18 protein-coding genes are annotated in these 20,525 nt (G+C 63.1%); 9 read left to right on the forward strand and 9 right to left on the reverse strand.

All coding sequences use genetic code 11. From position 1 onward, the window contains the following. Positions 1 to 50: 50 nt before the first annotated feature. The 3 genes from ACN9MW_RS20250 to ACN9MW_RS20260 are packed head-to-tail and all read left to right on the forward strand — an operon-like array spanning position 51 to position 3,699. A complete protein-coding gene (locus ACN9MW_RS20250) occupies positions 51 to 509 on the forward strand; it encodes a (2Fe-2S)-binding protein (RefSeq protein ID WP_426162314.1) in 459 nt (152 codons plus the stop codon). After that, entirely contained in the window at positions 506 to 2,701 is a 2,196-nt protein-coding gene (locus ACN9MW_RS20255; protein WP_426162315.1) for a molybdopterin cofactor-binding domain-containing protein, read from the forward strand. The genes ACN9MW_RS20250 and ACN9MW_RS20255 overlap by 4 nt, the downstream gene beginning before the upstream one ends. Then, entirely contained in the window at positions 2,701 to 3,699 is a 999-nt protein-coding gene (locus ACN9MW_RS20260; RefSeq protein ID WP_426162316.1) for an XdhC family protein, read from the forward strand. The genes ACN9MW_RS20255 and ACN9MW_RS20260 overlap by 1 nt, the downstream gene beginning before the upstream one ends. Here ACN9MW_RS20260 and ACN9MW_RS20265 read toward each other — a convergent pair. Further along, positions 3,652 to 4,521: an acyl-CoA desaturase gene (locus tag ACN9MW_RS20265; protein WP_426162317.1), complete on the reverse strand. Its 870-nt coding sequence runs from the start codon at positions 4,519 to 4,521 to the stop codon at positions 3,652 to 3,654. The two genes, ACN9MW_RS20260 and ACN9MW_RS20265, sit on opposite strands and share 48 nt — an antisense overlap. Positions 4,522 to 4,587: 66 nt before the next feature. Beyond that, the gene (locus tag ACN9MW_RS20270; RefSeq protein ID WP_426162318.1) at positions 4,588 to 5,508 is read right to left on the reverse strand and encodes a LysR family transcriptional regulator; all 921 of its coding nucleotides are present in this window, start codon (positions 5,506 to 5,508) and stop codon (positions 4,588 to 4,590) included. A gap of 112 nt (positions 5,509 to 5,620) precedes the next feature. Between ACN9MW_RS20270 and ACN9MW_RS20275 the strand changes: the two genes are divergently transcribed. Further along, positions 5,621 to 6,856 (forward strand): MFS transporter, encoded by a 1,236-nt coding sequence (locus ACN9MW_RS20275; RefSeq protein ID WP_426162319.1) that lies wholly within the window; start codon positions 5,621 to 5,623, stop codon positions 6,854 to 6,856. On the opposite strand, the gene ACN9MW_RS20280 is transcribed toward ACN9MW_RS20275, so the two are convergent. Beyond that, a complete protein-coding gene (locus ACN9MW_RS20280; RefSeq protein WP_426162320.1) occupies positions 6,825 to 7,454 on the reverse strand; it encodes a LysE family translocator in 630 nt (209 codons plus the stop codon). The genes ACN9MW_RS20275 and ACN9MW_RS20280 overlap by 32 nt on opposite strands. 78 nt (positions 7,455 to 7,532) lie before the next feature. Between ACN9MW_RS20280 and ACN9MW_RS20285 the strand changes: the two genes are divergently transcribed. Beyond that, complete coding sequence (locus ACN9MW_RS20285; protein WP_426162322.1) at positions 7,533 to 8,444, forward strand: LysR family transcriptional regulator; 912 nt, start codon at positions 7,533 to 7,535, stop codon at positions 8,442 to 8,444. Here the strand turns inward: ACN9MW_RS20285 and ACN9MW_RS20290 are convergent. Beyond that, a complete protein-coding gene (locus ACN9MW_RS20290) occupies positions 8,425 to 8,676 on the reverse strand; it encodes a hypothetical protein (protein ID WP_426162323.1) in 252 nt (83 codons plus the stop codon). The two genes, ACN9MW_RS20285 and ACN9MW_RS20290, sit on opposite strands and share 20 nt — an antisense overlap. Positions 8,677 to 9,173: 497 nt before the next feature. Further along, the gene (locus ACN9MW_RS20295) at positions 9,174 to 9,602 is read right to left on the reverse strand and encodes a PACE efflux transporter (RefSeq protein WP_426162324.1); all 429 of its coding nucleotides are present in this window, start codon (positions 9,600 to 9,602) and stop codon (positions 9,174 to 9,176) included. Positions 9,603 to 9,726: 124 nt separating this feature from the next. Here ACN9MW_RS20295 and ACN9MW_RS20300 point away from each other — a divergent pair, with 124 nt between their 5' ends. After that, complete coding sequence (locus tag ACN9MW_RS20300; RefSeq protein ID WP_426162325.1) at positions 9,727 to 10,614, forward strand: LysR family transcriptional regulator; 888 nt, start codon at positions 9,727 to 9,729, stop codon at positions 10,612 to 10,614. Positions 10,615 to 10,654: 40 nt separating this feature from the next. Here the strand turns inward: ACN9MW_RS20300 and ACN9MW_RS20305 are convergent, their stop codons facing one another. Continuing rightward, on the reverse strand, positions 10,655 to 11,656 hold the full coding sequence (locus tag ACN9MW_RS20305; protein ID WP_426162326.1) for a YeiH family protein: 1,002 nt from the start codon (positions 11,654 to 11,656) through the stop codon (positions 10,655 to 10,657). A gap of 102 nt (positions 11,657 to 11,758) precedes the next feature. Between ACN9MW_RS20305 and ACN9MW_RS20310 the strand changes: the two genes are divergently transcribed. Together ACN9MW_RS20310 and ACN9MW_RS20315 are read left to right on the forward strand one after the other, a co-directional pair. Beyond that, positions 11,759 to 12,658 (forward strand): LysR substrate-binding domain-containing protein, encoded by a 900-nt coding sequence (locus ACN9MW_RS20310; RefSeq protein WP_426162327.1) that lies wholly within the window; start codon positions 11,759 to 11,761, stop codon positions 12,656 to 12,658. Between the two features lie 70 nt (positions 12,659 to 12,728). Then, positions 12,729 to 13,160 carry a VirK family protein gene (locus ACN9MW_RS20315; protein ID WP_426162328.1) on the forward strand — a complete coding sequence of 144 codons (432 nt, stop codon included), beginning with the start codon at positions 12,729 to 12,731 and terminating at the stop codon, positions 13,158 to 13,160. 50 nt (positions 13,161 to 13,210) lie between these two features. Here the strand turns inward: ACN9MW_RS20315 and ACN9MW_RS20320 are convergent, their stop codons facing one another. From ACN9MW_RS20320 to ACN9MW_RS20330, 3 genes are all read right to left on the reverse strand, one after another. Next, positions 13,211 to 13,852, reverse strand: coding sequence for an outer membrane beta-barrel protein (locus ACN9MW_RS20320; protein ID WP_426162329.1), 642 nt, complete (start codon positions 13,850 to 13,852; stop codon positions 13,211 to 13,213). 171 nt (positions 13,853 to 14,023) lie between these two features. After that, positions 14,024 to 17,668 carry a hypothetical protein gene (locus ACN9MW_RS20325; RefSeq protein ID WP_426162330.1) on the reverse strand — a complete coding sequence of 1,215 codons (3,645 nt, stop codon included), beginning with the start codon at positions 17,666 to 17,668 and terminating at the stop codon, positions 14,024 to 14,026. Positions 17,669 to 17,752: 84 nt separating this feature from the next. Then, complete coding sequence (locus tag ACN9MW_RS20330) at positions 17,753 to 18,268, reverse strand: hypothetical protein (RefSeq protein WP_426162331.1); 516 nt, start codon at positions 18,266 to 18,268, stop codon at positions 17,753 to 17,755. Positions 18,269 to 18,408: 140 nt separating this feature from the next. Between ACN9MW_RS20330 and sctV the strand changes: the two genes are divergently transcribed. After that, positions 18,409 to 20,523, forward strand: coding sequence for a type III secretion system export apparatus subunit SctV (gene sctV, locus ACN9MW_RS20335; protein ID WP_426162333.1), 2,115 nt, complete (start codon positions 18,409 to 18,411; stop codon positions 20,521 to 20,523). The last annotated feature ends 2 nt before the right edge of the window (positions 20,524 to 20,525 follow it).

Raw genomic sequence — 20,525 nt, forward strand, 5'->3', positions numbered from 1 at the left:
CCGCTCCCTAGAATGCAAGCTTGCATTTCCACATGAGCGGAGAGTACGGAATGATCACACTGAATATCAATGGCACGACGACACGCGTTGACGTCGCCGCCGACACCCCATTGCTATGGGTGCTGCGCGACAAGCTGCAGCTGACCGGCACCAAGTACGGCTGCGGCATGGGCCTGTGCGGCGCCTGCACGGCGCACCTGGACGGCACGCCGATCCGCTCCTGCAGCACGCCCGTTTCGGCCGCTGTCGGGAAAAAAATCGTCACCATCGAAGGCGTCGACCGCGCGCGCATCGGCAAGGTGGTGCAGGAAGCCTGGAAAAAGCTGGACGTGGTGCAGTGCGGCTACTGCCAGTCCGGCCAGATCATGAGCGCTGTCGCCCTGCTGGAAGGCAATCGCAAGCCATCGAACGCTGACATCGACGCAGCCATGGCCGGCAACATCTGCCGCTGCGCCACCTACGTGCGCATCCGCGCCGCCATCCACGAAGCCGCACAGGAGCTGGCATGAACATCACTTCCCCTCGCATTGAAAATGGCAGCCGCCGCGACTTCCTGCGCAGCGCAGTGCAGGCTGCCGCCGGCCTGACGCTGGCAATCTACCTGCCCGGCACGCAAGCCGCAACCGCTGCCGCCGCAGCACCGGAATTCGAACCAAACGCCTTTGTCCGCATTGGCACGGACGGCACGGTCACCGTCATCGCCAAGCACGTTGAAATGGGCCAGGGCGCCTACACCGGCCTTGCCACGCTGGTCGCGGAAGAACTTGACGCAGCCTGGTCGCAGGTGCGCGTGGAAGGCGCGCCTGCTGACGCGCGCCGCTACAACAACCTGGCATTCGGACCGGTCCAGGGCACGGGCGGCAGTACCGCCATGGCCAACTCCTGGGAACAGATGCGCAAAGCCGGCGCCAGCGCGCGAGCCATGCTGGTATCGGCCGCCGCCGCGCAATGGAAAGTCCCTGCCGGCGAGATCCGCGTCAGCGAAGGCATCGTCAGCCACGGCGCGCGCAAGGCCGGCTTCGGCGAATTGGCGCCCGCCGCGGCACTGTTGCCGGTGCCGGCCGACGTGCCGCTGAAATCACCGGAAAACTTCAAGCTGATCGGCAAGCATGCGCCGCGCAAGGACAGCGCGGACAAGGTCAATGGCCGCGCCCAATTCACCCAGGACGTGCACCTGCCCGGCATGTTGACCGCCGTAGTCGCCCGCCCGCCGCGCTTTGGCGCCACGGTCAGGTCATTTGACGCGCGCAAGGCAAAGGCCGTCAAGGGCGTGGTCGACGTGGTGCAGGTCCCGACCGGCGTGGCAGTGCTGGCGCACGATACCTGGAGCGCAAAGAAAGGCCGCGACGCGCTCAGGATCGACTGGGATGAGTCCCGTGCCTTCAAACTGGACAGCGAGGAAATTCTCGCGCAGTTCCGCGCGCTGGCGCAGCAGCCTGGCCTGGTGGCCCACAGTTCCGGCGACGCCGAGGCTGCCCTCTCCCGCCCTGGCCGCGTGCTGCGCGCCGCCTATGACTTCCCCTATCTCGCACATGCGGCGATGGAGCCCTTGAACTGCGTCGTGCGCATCGGCGAAGGAGAGTGCGAGTTGTGGTACGGCGCCCAGTTCCAGTCCATCGACCAGCCTTCGGTCGCCGCCCTGCTTGGCCTGCCGCCGGAAAAAGTGAAGATCAACATGCTCTACGCCGGCGGCAGCTTCGGCCGCCGCGCCAGCAAGGACGCGGACTACGTGCTGGAGGCGGTGCAGATCGCCAAGGCCAGCAAGTCCCGCGCACCGATCAAGATGGTCTGGATGCGCGAAGACGATATGCGAGCCGGCTACTACCGCCCTGCCTTCCACCATGCACTGGAAGCATCGCTGGGTGAAGATGGCCGCCCGACGGCCTGGCGCCACCGCCTGGTCGGCCAGTCGATCATCGCCGGCACGGCATTCGCCGGCATGATGATCAAGGACGGCGTTGATGCGGTGTCCGTCGAGGGTGCGGCCAATCTTCCGTATGGCATCCCGGCCTTGCGCGTCGAGCTGCACACGCCGACCAATATTGGCGTGCCGGTGCTCTGGTGGCGCTCGGTCGGCTCGACCCACACCGCTTACTCCACCGAGACCTTTATCGACGAACTGGCCAGCAGCGCGGGGCAGGACCCGGTTGCCTACCGCCTGGCGCTGCTCGGCAAGCATCCTCGCCACGCGGGCGTGCTGAAACTCGCCGCGGAAAAGGCCGGCTGGGGCCAGCCGCTGCCGGCCGGTGCGGCCGGTACCCGGCGCGGGCGCGGCATCGCCGTTCATGAGTCCTTCGGCAGCTTCGTTGCCGAAGTGGCTGAAGTGACAGTGAATGCCGATGGCAGCTTCAGTGTCGACCGCGTGGTGTGCGCCGTGGACTGCGGCATGGTCGTCAATCCCGACGTGGTGCGCGCACAGGCCGAAGGCGGCGTCGGCTTCGCGCTGTCGGGGGCGCTGCATGGCGCCATCACGCTGAAGGACGGCGTGGTGGAACAGTCCAACTTCCACGACTACGCGCCAATCCGGATCAACGAAATGCCCAAGGTGGAAGTGCACATCGTCCCCTCGGCCGAGAAGCCGACCGGCATCGGTGAACCGGGCGTGCCGCCGCTGGCGCCTGCCCTGGCGAACGCGCTTGCCGCGGCAACCGGCAAACGGGTGCGCAGCCTGCCGATCCGTACAGAGGAGCTGAAGGCCTGATGGAGAGTGTTGACCTGCAGGTGCTGGAAGCCGCCCGCCGCTGGGCGGCTGAAGGGCGGCGCTACGCATTGATCACCGTGGCGCATACCTGGGGCTCGGCGCCCCGTCCCTCCGGCTCCTGGCTGGCGATACGCGACGACGGCATGGCCATCGGTTCGGTGTCGGGTGGCTGCGTCGAAGACGACATCATCGCCCGCATGCGCGAGGGCCGCCTTGGGGACCGCCTGCCGTTCAGCCTTGACTACGGCGTCACGCAGGACGAGGCAGCGCGCTTTGGCCTGCCTTGCGGCGGCGCGCTGCAGTTGGTGGTCGAACCGCAGCCGGATGCCGCGCAGCTGGACGAACTGGCCCGGCGCCTGGAGCGCGGCGAGCTGGCCGTGCGCGAAGTGGACCTGGCGCGCGGCGCCACCAGCCTGGCTGGCGCACAGCGCGGCGACGTGTTGAGCTGGGACAGCCAGCGCCTGCGCACCGTCCATGGCCCGCAATGGCGGCTGTTCATCGTCGGCGCCGGCCAGATTTCCTATTACCTTGCCCAGATGGCGCAGGCACTGGACTACGACATCACGATATGCGAACCGCGCGACGAGTACGGCGCCGAATGGCGTGTGGCCGGCACCAGGCTGCTCACCGCCATGCCCGATGACGCCTTCCTGTCCATGCAGGCGGACTCGCGCTGCGCTGTCGTCGCGCTGACGCACGACCCGAAGCTGGACGACATGCTGCTACTGGAAGCCCTGCGTTCGCCCGCCTTCTATGTCGGTGCGGTCGGCTCCCGCACGAATGACGCCAAACGGCGCGAACGGCTGTCGGGCCACTTCGACTTTTCGCAGGAAGAACTGGCAAGGCTGCACGGGCCTATCGGCCTGCCCATCGGCAGCCATACGCCGCCCGAAATCGCCGTCGCCATCGTGGCGGAGATGACCGCCGTGCGCCACGGCGCGCCGATTGCCTTATCGAAGGTGCCAAACCAGCCCAAGCTTCTCGAACCCGCGAATTAGCCATCCGCCAGCATCGAGATGCTTCGGCTCGTTCATCGCAGAAGCAGGACGCCAGTGATGGTGGCTGTGCAAGCCCTCGCCCAGCAGGAGCAAGGCAAAGAAAATATTGTCGCGCGCCTCGCTGTCGCTGCCGGCCACCTTCTGGCCAAACAGATGGCCGAAGGAATTGACCGACCAGGTCAACTGGTGCAGCAAGGCGACCCTTGCAGCACCAGCCCAGAAGACGCACCTGGCCATCTCGCCTTCGCCGCCAAGCAAATATCCGAAGGCTCCAGGCAGGACCAGGCCCAGGGCGACGATCGGCCAGTAGTACCTGGACAGGACGGCGATGCTGCGGTCGGCAAGGCAGTCAGGGGCATAGCGCCCCGGCTGCGACACGCGCCCGTAAATCATCCATCCCATATGCGCATGAAACCAGCCGTGCAGGCGATTCGGAATCGGGCCGCGGTCGGAATACCATGGCGAATGGGGATCGAATTGTTTGTCGGCGAAACGATGGTGGCGCCGATGATCGGCTACCCAGCGCGTGATATCGCCCTGCATCGCCCAGGTCCCGAGCACGCCCAGGCAGACCTTGATGAAGCCACTGGTCTTGAAGGCATGGTGCGTGAAGTAGCGATGCATGCCGATGGCGACGCCTACCACGGTCATGGCAAAGAAGACGGCAAAGAGCAGCAATGTCGTGGCGGTTGGCGCCAACTGCTTTTCGCTGCCAGACGCAATCGCCGCCATCAACAGCCAGGGCAGGAAGATGGACGCCAGGTTCAGCACCCGGTTACCCCAGTTCTCTCTTGCGTCTTGCGAGATATACGGATCCTTCATCGCCGATGCTCGAATTATTTTAACAACAATATACTATTATCAATCTTCCTCTACCGCAACAATGGCTCACGCGGCTGCGCGCTGCAGGTCCGGCTCGGCCTCGAACAAGGCCTCCAGCCAGCGCGCGAATACCTGCAGCTTGGGCGACGCCATGCGGCCCTGGGGATAGACCAATGAAACAGGCATCGGAGTCGGCGGCGTGTCGTGCAACACCTGCACCAGCGCGCCGCTGGCGAGGTGGCTGCGGACAAGGTAGGTAGCCGTCTGCACCAGGCCAAGCCCCTGCAGGCCGAGCGTGACATAGCCTTCCGCATCGTTTGTCGCGAGGGCGCCGGCCATATCGATCTTGCGCACGCCGCCAGCATCGTTGAAGGCCCAGTCGAAGGCACGGCCGGTACGGCCTGAGTAGTGCAGGATCGCCGTGTGCTGCGCCAGTTCCTCCAGCGATCGCGGCACGCCGCGCGCGGCGAGATAAGAAGGAGCCGCGCAGGTCACGAAGCGCATGGTGCCGATCTGGCGCCCGATCAGGGCTGAGTCCTGCAGTTCGCCCACGCGCAGGGCGCAATCGACGCCTTCACGGACCAGGTCTGTCAGCCGGTCGCTGAGCGTGAGTACCAGCTCGACGCCGGGATAGGCACGACAGAATTCCCCCAGCTGCGGCAAGACCACATTGCGCCCTACCGCGCCGCCCAGCTCCACGCGCAGCCTGCCCTGCGGCGCGGCGCCATCGCTGGTTCGATATGGCGCTTCAGCTTCGTCCACCGCCGCGAGAATCGCCAGGCAATGCCGGAAGTAGGCCGCGCCGTCGCTGGTCAGCGAAAGCGTGCGTGTGGTTCGCTGCAGCAATTGCGTGCCGAGATAGGCTTCCAGCTTCTGGATGGTTGCCGTCAGCGCGGCGCGCGGCAAGTCGAGCGTTTCAGCCGCCTTGGTGTAGCTGTTTGATTCCACGATGCGGACGAAGGTTTGCATGGCTTTCAAGCGGTCCATGGCACTCCAATTGTTCATTTAATGTGAAAAGTATAGGCTATTTGTTGGCCAATTATCTTTGCGGCCGCATCCCGCAGAATGGCTTCAGTCTTTCCACTACTGGAGTTTCAACATGAAGAACGATATTTCACGCAGCATGGTGGCCCTGCTGGCCGGCGCCAGCGGACTGATAGTCGCCAGCCTGTATTACGCACAAACCCTGGTCGGCCCTATCAGCGCAGCGACCGGACTGCCGCCCGCAGCGGCGGGCCTGATCGTGACCCTGACCCAGGCCGGCTATGCGCTTGGCCTGCTGTTCGTGGTCCCCCTTGGCGACCTGCTGGAAAACCGCAAACTGGTGTTTTGCGCCCTGCTCTTCGCAGCTGCAGCTCTCGCCGCAGCGGCCGCGAGTCACAACGCTGCGCAGTTCCTTGCCGCCTCGCTGGCCATCGGACTCGGTTCGGTAGCCGCCCAGGTGCTGGTCCCCTTCGCCGCCCACCTGTCGCAAGAATCGACGCGAGGGCAGACTGTGGGCAAGGTGGTAAGTGGACTGCTGCTGGGGATCATGCTGGCCCGGCCTGCGGCGAGCCTCATTGCCGATCACGCCGGCTGGCGCGCAGTGTTCGCCCTTGCATCCGTGCTGGTCGCGATGCTGGCCTTCGTACTGCGCGCCCGGCTGCCGCAACGCATTCCGGACGCAGCGCTTTCCTACGGCCGCCTGATTGGATCGCTGTGGCACCTGTTCCGCGACACGCCCGTGCTGCGCCGCCGCGCCGCGTATCACGCTGGCCTGTTTGGCGCCTTCAGCATGTTCTGGACGGTCGTGCCGCTGGTGCTGGAAGGCGAACGCTTCCAACTGTCACAGGCCGGCATTGCCTTGTTCGCGCTGGTCGGCATGGCAGGTGCAGTGGCATCGCCTGTCGCCGGGAAGCTGGCGGACCAGGGTTATACGCTGCCGGCGACAGCTGCGGCGCTCCTGCTCGGGATTCTCGGCTTTGCGCTGCCCCTGTGGATGCCCGATGCGCGCGTCATTGCGATCGGCATGCTGGTCATCGCCTCCATCGTGCTCGACATGGGAGTGGCGGCCAACCTTGTGCTCGGGCAGCGCGCCTTGTTTGCCCTGGGCGCCGAAGTACGCAGCCGCTTGAATGGCATCTATTTCGCGCTATTCTTCGCAGGCGGCGCCCTGGGCTCGGCGACCGGCGCCTGGGTGCTGGCAAGCCACGGCTGGCGCGCCGCCCTGTTGACGGGCATCGCCTTCCCGGCCGCTGCACTGCTTTATTGGATTTCGGAAGCGCTGGCATCGCGCGCTGCGCCACGCCAGCCCTTGGCAGCTATCATTCGAAAGCCAGGAGGATCGCAAGGCTGATGAACAACACGGCAGTGCCGCGCTGCAGGATCGCCATCCGTGGTCCGGACACGATCCGTGAGCCTGCCGTGGCAGCCAGCAGCACATAGCTCAGGTGCGCGACCAGGGTACACGCAACAAAGGTCAGGCTAAGCAACAGGAAGCGCGCCAACTCTATCTCGCCCGGCGGCATAAATTGCGGGAACACTGCGGCAAAGAACAGGATCGCCTTGGGGTTGCTGCAAGCGACCAGCATGCCGCGCCGGAACACCGCGCCGCGGCTGCTGCCTTCTGGCGCGCTTGCCAGGGCCGCCGCCCCAACCTGCCCCGCATTGCGCCATTGCTTGACGCCCAGCCAGGCGAGATAAGCGGCACCGCCCAGCTTCAGGGCGGAAAAAGCCGCAGGCCAGGCCTTGAACAAGACGCCCATGCCGCCGACGGCCACGCAAGCGACCAGGAATACCCCGACGGCGTTGCCGGCGGAGCTGTACGCGGTTCGGCGTGCGCCCAAGGTCAGTGTGGTGGAAACCGCCAACAGCACGGCAGGGCCTGGGCTGAAGGTGGCGGCAAGAGCCATGGCGAGGAACGCCAGCCAAAGGGAGAAAGTCATGGTTGTCATGCCGCCAGTATCCTTCCTGCAGCCGGGATTAAAAATACCGTAAAATTAACAACATCTTTAACTCATGATTAACAATGCATGGACAAGATGCGCAGCATGGAGGTTTTTGTCCGCGTGGTGGATGCCGGCAGCTTCAGTGCCGCAGCCCGAACCCTCGACATGTCGACCGTCATGGTCAGCAAGCACATTGCCGCCCTAGAACAACTGGTCGGTGCGCGCCTGCTGCACCGGACCACGCGCAGCCAAAGCCTTAGCGAGATCGGCCAGCAATACGCCGAGCAATGCCGGCATATCCTGCAGCTGGTGCACGCGGCGGAGAGCGGCGCCCTCGCCATGCGCACGGTCCCGCGCGGTACGCTGAAGATCAGCGCGCCGGCGGCGTTCGGCAGCCGCTGCCTGGCCCCGGCCATGGCGGAATACCTGGAAACCTATCCTGAGGTCAACCTCGAGCTCGACCTCTCCAACCGTTTGTCCGACCTGGTGGAAGAAGGCCTCGATGCCGCGATCCGCATCGGCCCCTTGAAGGACTCCACCCTGGTGGCCCGGCCGCTGACGTCTTTGCAGATGATGGTCTGCGCCGCACCAGCCTACCTGGCGCGCCATGGCACGCCCCGCACGCCCGGCGAACTGTCGCAGCACCGCTGCCTGGACTTCTCCCACTGGCGCCATGATGCGCGCTGGCGTCTCGGTCAGCTCGGTACGGAAGAAAGCACCTCCCCCCATTGCCGCATGCGCTCGAACAATGGCGAAGCTTTGCGCCTGGCGGCAGTCGCAGGCCTGGGCCTGGTGATGCAGGCCGACGCCGTCCTGGCCGACGAAATTGCCGCCGGCCGGCTGGTGCCTATCCTGCGCGCTTACTGGCCGACGCCACGCCCGATGCACCTGATCTATCCGCGCGACCGGCAGTCGACGCCCAAGCTGGCCAGCTTTGTGGAGTTCGTGGTGCAGCGCTTTGGCGCGGCAGCGCCCCTCAGAGAAAAGGCCAGCTAAGGATGCCTTTGGCGTGCAGTACCGGGCGCAGCACCAGGTATCCCACCGCCAAGCCGATTGCCAGCACGCTGCGCGCATCGCCCATGGCAGCGAGGAACACACCGCCAACGGTAATGGCGGCCACCAGCACCATCAGCCAGACTTCAATACTGGCGAAGAAAGGCGCAGCCCGACGCCACGTGGCCATCATCAGCTTGAATGCTTCGCGGGGAGTCTTGACTGGCTTTTGCATGAAATTCCACCAACTGTTAGTCTCGGTCCTTTGCTTAACTTTGCAATAGCCCGCGATAGAACTGGTGTTCCATGAGCGATCTCCATTGCATCGAATCCGGCCCAGGTTGAACCTAACCGCCGCGCGCGCGCAAACCGCGCCACAATGTCAGCGGCACTAATGCATTCTTCCCCAGGCAAGATTTTCCGCATCTTTTCCATTGTCATCGGTAGTAGTTGATTCAGTAGCGACGCTGGGCCACGAACCCGCCAGCAGTCCTCCAACATCGCGGAACCCCGGGGCCTCTGCGTGCTCCGCGCCACATTGAATAATCGCGCGCAGCGGTCTGGTCTTTCCAGCAGTCCGCCTCGATGCATTCGAGGCCCTGCACGATACGCAAGGGACTGCCGTAGAACGGACGCTCGTCGCGCATCAGTATCGCGATGAGGCTTTCGCCAGAGCCATGGACATCGCCCCGCCCGCAGCCATGCCGGAGAACATCACCGTGCCGCCATAGCTCACGCAGATGTTCCCCGCTGAGTCGGCGCGCCGAAGAGCGCATCGAAGGTCCAATTGAACAGGAATGTGTAGCCCGGGATAACAACCATTAGCGCAAAATCGAGCTGGACCGCCTGCCATAGCGTAATCGCCATCCACCAGGCAATCAACGGAATCAGGTAGAGCATCAGGGTAAGTTGGAATCCCACAGCATGTAGCACGCGACGCCATACCGTGCGCGCCAGTTGTGCCTGGCATGCCTCCCATCGCTCGAATAACAGGTTGTAGGCCATATTCCAAGCGACTGCAATCAAGCTGATCATCAGCGACAAAGGCCCTGTATGAATGGGTGCGCCCCCCGACAGCCAAGCCAGCCCCAGACCGGATATCAGCATGCCGAGCAATTCGTAAGAAGTCGCATAGACCAGTTTCCGTTTGATACCTTGCATTTTTACTCTCGCTTTCTGTAGTCATGTGAAGGCAGCACGGTCGCTCTGCCTTGCAGCAAAGATACGTCAGTCATACTGACACTCAAAGTCAGCATCTTTCAGTTTTTCTGATAAGCTGTCGGATATGAACCTGACGAGCGATCACGTTGAACTATTGCTGGCCGTCCTCGAGCACGGCTCGTTCTCTGCCGCGGCGCGGGCGCTTCGGCGTGTCCCCTCCGCGGTCAGCATGGCAGTCGGCAACCTGGAAGCCGAATTGGGATTCGAGCTGTTCCAGCGCGGCCAGCGCGAATTGCGTCCGACGGCCGCCGCCCTGGCGCTGGTGCCCCAGGCGAAGCTGGTGCACAACCAGCTGAGGCAGTTGCGCACGCACGCCGTCGCCTTGGCGCGCGGCCTCGAAAGCACGCTGTCGATCGGAGTCGCCGCCGATCTGGACAGCAGTTCCCTGATGGCGGCCATGTCCGTGCTGGCGCGACGATATCCTTTGCTTGATATAGAAGTGATGCAAGCGCCGCAGGACGAGGTGCTCGCCTTGTTGCGCCGTGGCCGCGTCGCCGTCTGCCTTGCGTACGGTGGCCCCAACGTCAAAGCGGACGAGCAATTCCTGTGGGTGGGAAGCGAATCGCTGGTGGCGACCATCTCCCCCCATCACAGCTTGGCGGGCTCAGTCTTCTTGCAGGAGTTGGTCAACGTGCGGCAAATCATTGTCGCCGCCTGTGAGCAGCCGATGACCGACAAGCGCCCTTTGCTGGCAGCGGCATATTGGCGCACCGATAGCCTGCCCCTGGCCCTGCAAATGGTCGAGTTGGGGCTTGGCTGGGGCAACTTTCCTTTGTCCCGCATCACCCGTTTGCTGGAACAAGGCCGGCTGACGCGGCTGCACTTCAAAAATACCCGCAACGAATTGCTGCTGCCGGTGCATCTGGTCTGGCGCAGCGCCACGCCGCTGGGCAAAGCGGCGCGCGAATTGATTGAACTCATGGAGCGGCCGGTTCCCGAAATGCGAGATTAATTGGCAGGCCATTTCCTCGGGAACCGGCCATGGCAGCGCATCAGATGCCTAAAATACGGATCAACAGGAAGCTTACGACCCCAAGCGCGGCGAGCGAGACCACCACCACTCCAGCAACGCGCGGACCTGCGCGCATCACGGAGCGCACATCGACGCCAAGTCCCAGCGCTGCCATCGACATGATGGTCAGGAAGTTCGCGGTATGGTGAGCCGGGGCGAGCAGCAGTTGCGGCAGCAGGTCCAGCGAGCGCATCGTCAGCATCACCAGGAAACCCACGATAAACCATGGCACCAGGTGATTCAAGCTCGGGCGGCCTTTCGCCTGGCCGAGGCCAAACAGCGACAGGACCACGCAAACCGGACCAAGCATCAGCACGCGCACCAGTTTCACCAGCGTTCCGATGTGCACGCAAGCCGGGGAAATGCAGTTGGTAGCGGCCAGCACCTGGGGCACAGCGTAGACCGTGAGTCCAGCAAAAACCCCGTATTGGACTGCAGTGAAGGATAGCAGAGACACAAAGAGCGGCAAACCGAGTACCACCACCACGCCCAGGACCGCGGTGAATGCAATGGAAGCCGCGACATCATTGCTGTCGGCATCGATGACCGGCGCCACGGCCGCGATTGCCGAATTGCCGCAGATTGAATTGCCACACGCGATCAGCAGGGCCATCTTGTTTGGCAAGCCGGCGCAGCGGCCAATCCCATAACTGGCCACGATTGCGATCACGACCACCCCCGCGATGCCGGCGATCAGCCACGGGCCGTATTCCAGCAGATTGCTGGCGCTGACTGCCGCCCCGAGCAGGACGACGGCAATCTCCAGCAGCAATTTGGCGCCAACCCGGATGCCCGCTTCGTAGCGCTGGTGGAAGCGATGCAGCGAGCGCACCGCAGTGCCGATCACGATCGCCAGCACCAGGCTTTCCAGCCAGGCGCGCCCGAAGATCCGGGCCTCCATCCATTCGGTCAGATAGGCGGCTAACGTCACCGCGCCACATAGGCCAAGGCCAGGGATGGCCGACAATACTTTATTACGCATACATACCTCCGTTCGTGACAAAAACAATGAGGCGATTGTCAGCTTTCCCATTCATTCGATCCATCTTATAATTTCTCATATTTCATTCATCTAAATTAAACAATGACCCTTGAGCAGCTCCGTGTCTTTGTTGCCGTCGCAGAGCGCCAGCACCTGACCCACGCCGCATCGGCACTGTCCTTGACGCCGTCCGCCGTCAGTTCGTCCATCAAGGCGCTGGAGGAACGCTTCGGCGTTGCGCTCTTCCATCGGGTCGGCCGCGGCATCGAAATCAGCGACGCCGGCAAGACATTCCTGGACGAGGCGAGGCGCGTTCTGGCTAGCAGCCGCGCGGCGGAATCGGTGCTTGCGGAGCTGGGTGGCTTACGGCGCGGCTCATTGACCATCCATGCCAGCCAGACCATCGCCAATTACTGGCTGCCGCCGCTGCTGGTGCGCTTCCAGGACCTGCATCCTTCCATCGAGCTCCGGGTTGATCTGGGCAATACCGAACAGGTAACTCGTGCGGTCGTGCAAGGCAGCGCCGACATTGGCTTGATCGAAGGCGCCCTGCAAGAAGAAAACCTGCAATGCCGCGTGGTGGCCGAGGACCGGATGGTCGTCGTCGTGCGGCCCGACCATCCCTGGGCATCTGGTCAGAAGCTCACGGCTGCCGTCTTGCGCACCGGGCACTGGGTCTTGCGCGAGGCCGGTTCCGGCACGCGCTCCGAATTCGAGGCCGCACTGAAAGTTATCGGTGCCCGCCGTCTCGCCTTGCGCATTGCCCTTGAATTGCCGTCGAACGAAGCCGTGCGCAGCGCAGTACTTGCCGGTCCCTATGCCGCAGCCATGTCGGAACTGGTCGCCGCGCCGTACCTGCGCGCTGGCCTGCTGGCCAGTGCGAACCTGGATCTGCCGGTACGCAGCTTCTCCCTGTTGCGGCATCCGGCCCGGCTGCGGAATCCCGCCGCCACTGCCTTCGAAGAAATCCTGCTGCAAAAGCAGGACTGGTCCGGGAAGTAATGCCTTTACCCCGGACGGCTCAGCACGCTGGTTAGAGTGCGCCTTTTCACCCATGGAAAGGCAAAGCACAATGAAGAAATTTCTGGCAGGTTTCTCCCTGGTCCTGCTGTCCACGACAGCAGGAGCTGCTGAATTACCGGGCTACGGTGACGTGGTTGAGGCCCTGATGCACGGGCGAAGCGTGGCGCTGACAATGGATCTTGCGCAATGCGTCGATAATCTCGGTGCCAAGGGCCCAGACCGCCGTGCAGGGCTGGCCATCGGCAGTTTCATGCTACCCGGCTCATATCTGGCCTTTTCCGACACGCACTTTACTTTGTCCCCCATCGGCAGCCCTGCCACCGAGTTCATGCGCTACCGCCTCAACAACGATGGCAGCCTGACTCTGGACGTAACCGTCTTGGGAATGCCGGACTACCACCCGGTAAGGCAAATGAACTATCGATGCACAATTGGCGCCGGCGCCCGTTTCTGGACGGCAGATAGCCCAGCGAAGCGATGACCGAAAAAAGCCGGGATACCTCCCGGCTTTTTTGTGCGGCAACGCGGAAATCAGAAGCTTACGCGCACGCCCACCGACATCATGTCTGCTCGGACCTTGCCACCAAAGTGCTTCTTGTACGATGCCTTGCCGAAGTAGTCATACTCCGCCAGCAGCGCGACATTCTTGGTCAGGTTATAGGAAGCGCCGACGCCAACCATTGGGGAGAGGCGAGTCGATTTCTCCTTGGTAATGCTGGTCTCCTTGGCCGGCTGTGGCTGACCTTCCGCAACCTCTGCCACCGGCTCGCTGATCCCCAGCACGGTGGTGTTGTGGCGGGTCACAGAGGCGCCGCCTTTGGCAAACACGGCGAAGTCGGCGCTCAGCGGCATGCGTGCGGTGGCGGCCGCATAGACAGCCGTATTATCCATCGTCAGCGAGCCATCGTTCGACTTCAGGAACTCGGCTTTGCCGAAGCTGACCACGCCTGCTTCAACACCCCAGTTCTGGTCCAGCTGGTAGCCACCGTGCAGGTTGAATGCACGATGCTTTTGCACGGTCTTGACGGAGTTGATAGACAACTGCTGGTGAGCATTGCCGATCGAACCGCCGATGTAGGCGTGGCCGGACTCATCATTCGTATCGGCGGCGTGGGCCAGGGAAGCGAGCGTGCCGACGGCACCGATCATTACAGCGATAACTTGTTTCTTCATGTTTAATCTCTTTGCGGTTTATTCGAGAAATGGATACTGCGGAAGCGCGTCTGCTTGAATGGCGACTTCGGGGAGAAGTGTATCCATCAGGAATCACGGCCGAGCACCCCCTGCACATTTCTAGGACGATGTTACGTCTAGGTTATTTTTAACTACGCCAATCCCGGAATTTCATGGGCATCGGGTCAGCCGCGGTGCGACTGCTGGCCTGGATATGGCTCGCCGATGTTTCGCTTGGGTGCAGGGCCGACGCCAAGGTCCGTACTGGCGTCGGCCAGGGAGCTTGCGCATCTGGCCGCCATGCGACCGCGCCAAGCTCGGATCGCGGCACTGCCGGCGCATTGTCATGCAAGTGCTGGGCAATCGCGCCCAGGTCGACCTGGTGTACCTCGGCCGGCGCCTGTGCCACCGTCGCGCCGGGTGTGGCGCTGTCGGGCGCCGTTGTCGAAGGCGGACGCATAAAGGCCGCAAATGGGGGGCCGTCGGTCGCAACCTGCTCGTGGTAAAAGGCGTGGCGTGCGGTGCAGGGCGCGTCGGCGCAGCTTGCGGCACTGCATCGGCACTGTTCGTTGCCGTTCCCGCCCGCGGCGCCTGCAGGCGGTCGGCATGGTTCCGATCAGCCGCTTCCAGCGCCCGGGTCACCAAGTCCGCTTGCTGCGCCGCCGCTGCCTTCTGCTGCACCTCGCGTTCACACGCATCGGCGTAGGCTTCCTCACGCCAAGCCTCTATCGCCGCAGCATCATATGCTAGCCGCTCGGCATTTTTCTGTTCGATCATCGCAGGCGCAGCGTCATTCATTTCTTGTACGAACGCGCCCAGTACGCCAAACATCGCGTCCGGCGGCTCTTCGCGCCTGCCCGGTTGCAGCGCTGCTGTCTCGGAGGCAATACACCACTGCTGTTGGGCAAGCCAATCCTGCAAGATATCGCGGCGCTTCGGAGCATTCAGTATCGCGCATTCCAGAGCACCGGCCACTTTTTGCCGCAACAGCAGCCGCGCCTCATTCGCAGTTGGCCTGACATCAAAGTCCACCGTCAACATGCCTAGGCGGGCCGCCAGTTCATCCACGTTGGCAGCATCGAATTCAGCCAGCACCCGCGGCGTCAACATGCGCTCCGACTCCAAGTTCTGGATGGTGGCAAAAACGCGCTGGCCAGATTCCCAAGACGCTTCCATCAGCAGCCTGATCGCTTCCACATCGGCCACATCGGGCCGCGGCAGGCTGGGCCCCGGCGCCAGCGGAGCCGGCCTGCGCGCAATCATCCCAGCGGGCTGAGGCGGTGGCGCTGCGCGCAGGCGCTTTGCCGCGAGCCAGCCCTCGATCCGCGCCGAATAAGGTGGTCTTCGACCGACTTCATCGTGACGCCGCAGAAGGCGGTTGCCAAAATCGGCACGGCTGGCGTCACCGAGTCTGCGGCTGTTGATCAGTTTGACAGCCACGATCTCCTGGTGCTCCGGGTGCATTTGAGCGACCAGCCGGTCCAGCAGGCTGCCCATGCGCGCAGCGGCGTTGTCCAGTTCCCGCCTGACGTCCCGATCCTTGTCCTTGAGTTCCTTCACGGCACTGTACAAGATGGGAGGCGCAAGGTCGTCGGCCGATAGGACGTCGCGCTCGCGCAGTGTTGCGATGGCGTCCGCCCGCGACAACACGTTCTCGGCCGATGGCTTGACATATTCTTGTGTCAGCTGGACAGCATAGCGCGCCGCCAATCGGCTCAGCTGTTTCCGGAACTCCGGCGCATCCGACAATTCGCGCAGACGCACCAATAGTGCGGTGTAGCCGGAGCGCAATGGCGCGTCTCCTTCACTATCGAGCACATCGAGAATGCCTTGCGCGGCTTGCGCTGAACTCACGCGGGCCGCCAGTTGGCCCAACAAGCGTGGCATCCCCTCGTAAGACGTGCCCGGGGCAACATTCTGCAAATACCCCAACAAATCCCCGGGCAGAACCTCGTTCCGCGCCATAGCTCGGCCCAGTGCATCGAAGATTCGGCCCGTCGCGTAGGAACCGCGTACCGTTTCGAGCAATCGGCTACGCTCCAGTATCTCCAGCAAGGCGCCGCCTTCCATACGCGCCAGACGGTCCAGGTAAAGCAACAGTGATCGCGGCATATCTTCCACGCCGCGCAGTGAACTGACCTGGCCTGCGGTCAGAGCGCGCATCGACCGTGCCAATCGCAGCGCATCCTTAACCCGGTCGCGCTGCAACTTGGCCGCATTTGATGCCGCACGGCTGGGTGCAGTGAAACGATCCATGAACTCAGCCAAATTCGTACTTGTGCCATCCGGGGATCGCCCCACCTCAAGGGCAGACAGCCTGGCCAACATTTCATCATCCAACGTCAGCACATCCACTACGGGGCCGTCATCCTTTCCGATTTCGACCGCATACGTGGACTGATTTCTGGCCAAATGCCTCGCGAGTCCATCACGAAGGGCTTCCTCGCCTGAGAATGCCACAGCACCCAGATTGGGGTCGAAGAGAAGATATTGCCGCTTTCCTCCCGCGCCGTCACGGCCCATCAGTGCCATCACATGCGTTCCCGTCATTAACAGGACGGCGGTAGATCCTGCTCCCACGCCCATATCATCGACTACCTGGTCCAACGCCACCGCGCGCCCTTGAAATTCGCCGAATTCCACCGCACTAAACACTGTCTCGAGCGCCAATCTGAACCCGGAAAATTCAATATCCTGAATGGTTACAGCGAAGTTACGCTCAGTTCTTGCGGCAATGGCATCCGACAATGCTAGGACACCGCTTTCCTGACTTTCCTTGTAAGCCATTGCAAACATGGTTGATGTCGGCAAACAATTGCCCTGATCAAAGCCAGCAGAGCGCATGAATTGCGCTTGACACATACCAAACTCGCCGCGGGCGGGATCTGCCGCTCCTTCCAAAGCGAGGGTTTTGCGCCACTTTCCATACCTCCTCTCGACTCGTTTGGCAGTCCGATCAACTCGGTCCTGCAATAAGGCGGTCATGACGCCGATTTGACGCGCGTCATCCATACTCACGGCGAGGCGCGCCAGATCCCCAGTGGAGAGGGTCGCCAGCCACTCATCTTCCGCCCCATCCCATCTAAGACGCTCGGCAGGCTTTCCCGTACCCAATACGCCAAGCCAATACTCTCGCACTTCCTCTGGCGAAGCATTGGCGCTCTTCTGGAGTTCCCTATTGTCCCGGAAGTATCGCTGTGTAGAGTCATACAGCTCTGCCTGGGCGTAATCCAGATAGGGATTGCGTTCCAATAAGCTAATCCACTGCCGCATGAATGAACGGTCCCGGAGCCCGGCTTCGTCCAGCGTGTGGCCATCGAAATTCTCAAGATAATACTGTTGCAACCGTCTCACCGCCTCAGCCCTGCGTCTTAGCGCATCTCCCACTGCTTCTAAGGGTCGGTAGATTGCTTCGGTGGGCACTGCCCAGGCAATCGCATTTGCAGTCACTTGCGCAGCAGCACTCTGGTCGGCGGCCAAAACCCAGTCGCGCAGCTCTCGACGGCTCAGTTGCCTGTCACTGTCGTTAGCTTCGCTGACCGCACGCCGGTAGGCATACGCTTCTTGTAATGCGCTCAGGTTCGCACCAATAGTCTCCCATCGGACCCTCCCCTGAGGTTCAGGCGTGATAACGGCGTCGCTGGTCCCGGCTTGCTGGGATAGCAGAATAAAGAGCGGTTCTCCCTCCGCTTGCCGCGCATCGTTCGGCACGCCGGCGTCCGCATCGCCTATCCTGCGATAAGAAGCGTAGCGCCAGCCAGGCACTATCGTGTCGGAAATCGAACGGATTCCAGGACCGATGTTTGCAGTCGCCAAAGCCTCGTCGAGCTGGTTGACGAAATCTGCTACACGCTTCAGCCGGACCGCCGTGTATTCGGCCTCGTCAGGCGCTGGTCCAATTTACAGCGTCAGACGTGCGACGCCCTCATCCGTTTCGCCAAACTGCCATTTCTCCACAGGACTGTCTTCCGCCAACAGCAAGGGGGCGACTGCGTCGAACGCCTCCGGCAGCTGGCGCGGGTCGATGCTGAAACGGATTTCCTCACCGAGATTGCCAACTCGCCCACCGCCGCGCGTCACCGTCAGGATCATTCCCGGCACGGCTTCGTCGAAACGGAAGCCGGCGGGCTCCTCCTTATAACCGCGGCGCGCCACGTCAAAACTCGGCACCTGGTTCTGCAAACGGAACTCGCTTTCTCGCAGAGTACGCATCTCCTTTTGCAACATGGACGACCGATCAGACAAGGATCGACTGGAAGCTTGCTGATCCGCGCGCTGCGCGAGAGGCCCGCTGGCGTCTGGCGGCCAAGCCGGCGGTGGGGTGTTGGGCGAATTCGATACTGAGCTAGGCATGGCGTGGTTTCTTGAGGGTCTGTATTTGTTAGTGCGGCCTGAGCGCCGTCCGGTTCGCGGCATGCCAACCGGCAGGCAGCGTCATAAACGCCGAACCAATTCCCACCGCCTTGGCACTTAGCGGGCATGAACCCCGATCGCAATACTCGATGCAACCGCGCGGCGGTCTGCCTTTCGCGCGCCGCCACGCAAGGAAACAACGTTTGAACGCCACGCCCCCATCCTGGAGCGACGCCAAGGCCCTCGGCAAAGAACTGCTGCCAAAGGGGGGCCGTGCCGAAGTCACCGCCGCCGCCATCCTGCTCGCCATCGTGCTGGCCATGCTGCTGCCGCTGCCCGCCTGGCTGCTGGATATTCTGATCGCCCTGAACATGTGCGCGGCCTGCCTGATGATCGTGCTGGTCATGCAGATCAAGGATTCGCTCGGCCTGAGCACCTTCCCCGCCCTGCTCCTGGTCACCACCCTGTTTCGCGTCTCGCTCAGCATCGCCAGTACCCGCCTGATCCTCCTCGAAGCGGAGGCCGGCCACATCATCGAGGCTTTCGGCGAGGTCGTGGTGGGCGGCAACTTGGTGGTCGGCCTGGTCGTCTTCCTGATTTTGACCGTGGTGCAATTCCTGGTGATTACCAAGGGCGCCGAGCGGGTGGCCGAAGTGGGCGCCCGTTTCACGCTTGACGCCCTGCCCGGCAAGCAGCTGGCGATCGACATGGAGTTCAAGGATGGCTCGCTGACCGCGAAGGAGGCACAGGCCAAGCGCTTGCAGCTGGGCCAGGAAAGCCAGTTCTTCGGCGCCATGGATGGCGCCATGAAGTTCGTCAAGGGCGACGCCATTGCCGGTATCGTCATCCTGCTCACCAATATGGTGGGAGGCCTTGCCATCGGCATGCTGCAACGAGGCATGTCCGGCGCTGACGCCATGCACCTGTATTCCATCCTGACCATCGGCGACGGTCTGGTGGCGCAGATCCCGGCCCTGCTGCTCTCGCTGGCGGCCGGCCTGCTGGTGACGCGCGTGGCCGGCGGCGAAGAAGGCGGACGCAACGTTGGTAAGGAAATTACCGCCCAATTGATGGCGCAGCCCAAGGCCTGGGTCATTGCCGGCTGTGCCATGCTGGTGTTTGGCATGCTGCCCGGCATGCCTAGCATGGTGTTCGCCGTGCTGGCGGGCAGCGCGCTCGCGCTTGGCCTGGGCATGATCTACCGCAAGCAGAAGCGCGCCCGAGACGATGCGGCCAGAGCAGCCGCCGAAGTGCCCGAGTTGCGCGAATTCCAGGTGCTGCGTCACTTCGTCGTGCGGACCGGGGCGCAAGTTGACCCGCTCATGGCGGCAAACGTGCTCAACCAAGCCCGCCTGGCACGCAATTCACTGGTGCTGCGCTACGGCCTGGTGCCGCCACCGGTGTGCGCCGACCCTGGCATCCATGTTGCCGACGCCGACTTCGAGTTCTGCCATGAAGAAGTGCGCGTCTTTGCCGGCTGGCTGCGGCAAGACATGCTGACCACCTTGTGCGCGCCGGATCAGGTACCGGCGCTGGAGCTGGCGCCCGACTGCATCGAGCCGATCGGACGCGACGGCCGCCAGCGGGTCTGGTTGACGCCGCAGCAAGCTGAGGTGCTGGAATGGGCGGCGGGCAAGCCGCAGCCATTCTGGGAATACCTGAACGGCCTGTTCACCAGCGCCCTGTTGAGGGCGGGGCCGCGCTATTTCGGCATCGAACAGGCACACAAGCTAAGCCGCTGGCTGACCGAAAAAACGCCGGAGCTGGCCAAGGAGCTCGAACGCAGTGTGCCTTTGGGCCGCCTGGCCGATGTCATGCAACGCTTGCTGGGCGAACAGGTCAGTATCCGCAATATGGATACGATCGCCGAGTCCCTGGTCGAATGGGGCCAGCGCGAGCGCGACCCGGCCGTGCTGTACGAATGCGTGCGCGGCGCGCTGGCACGGGAAATCTGCGGCGCCTACGCCAGCAAAGGTCCGTTGCACGCCCTGCTGCTGGCGCCCGAGCTGGAAGCGCTGGTGCGCTCGGCTGTGCGCCAGACTGCGTACGGCGACATGCTGGCGCTCGACGTGCGCACCAGCGAAGCCTTGACCGACGAGTTTGCCGTCCGGCTCGCGCTGCAGCCGCCGCGCCCACCGCCGGTGGTGCTGTGCGCGCCGGACCTGCGCCCACATGTGCGGCGCCTGTTGCGCGACCGTTTCAATGAACTGCCTGTCTTATCCACCCAGGAAGTGCCGCCGGAACAGCAGGTCCAGGTGCTCGATGTGGTGCCGTGTCCACCCGGCACGCAAGAAGCGGAAGACGAATTTGGAGTGTGACC

The sequence above is a fragment of the Pseudoduganella sp. R-34 genome, from assembly GCF_049904655.1.
In the GTDB taxonomy this organism is placed as follows: domain Bacteria; phylum Pseudomonadota; class Gammaproteobacteria; order Burkholderiales; family Burkholderiaceae_D; genus Rugamonas.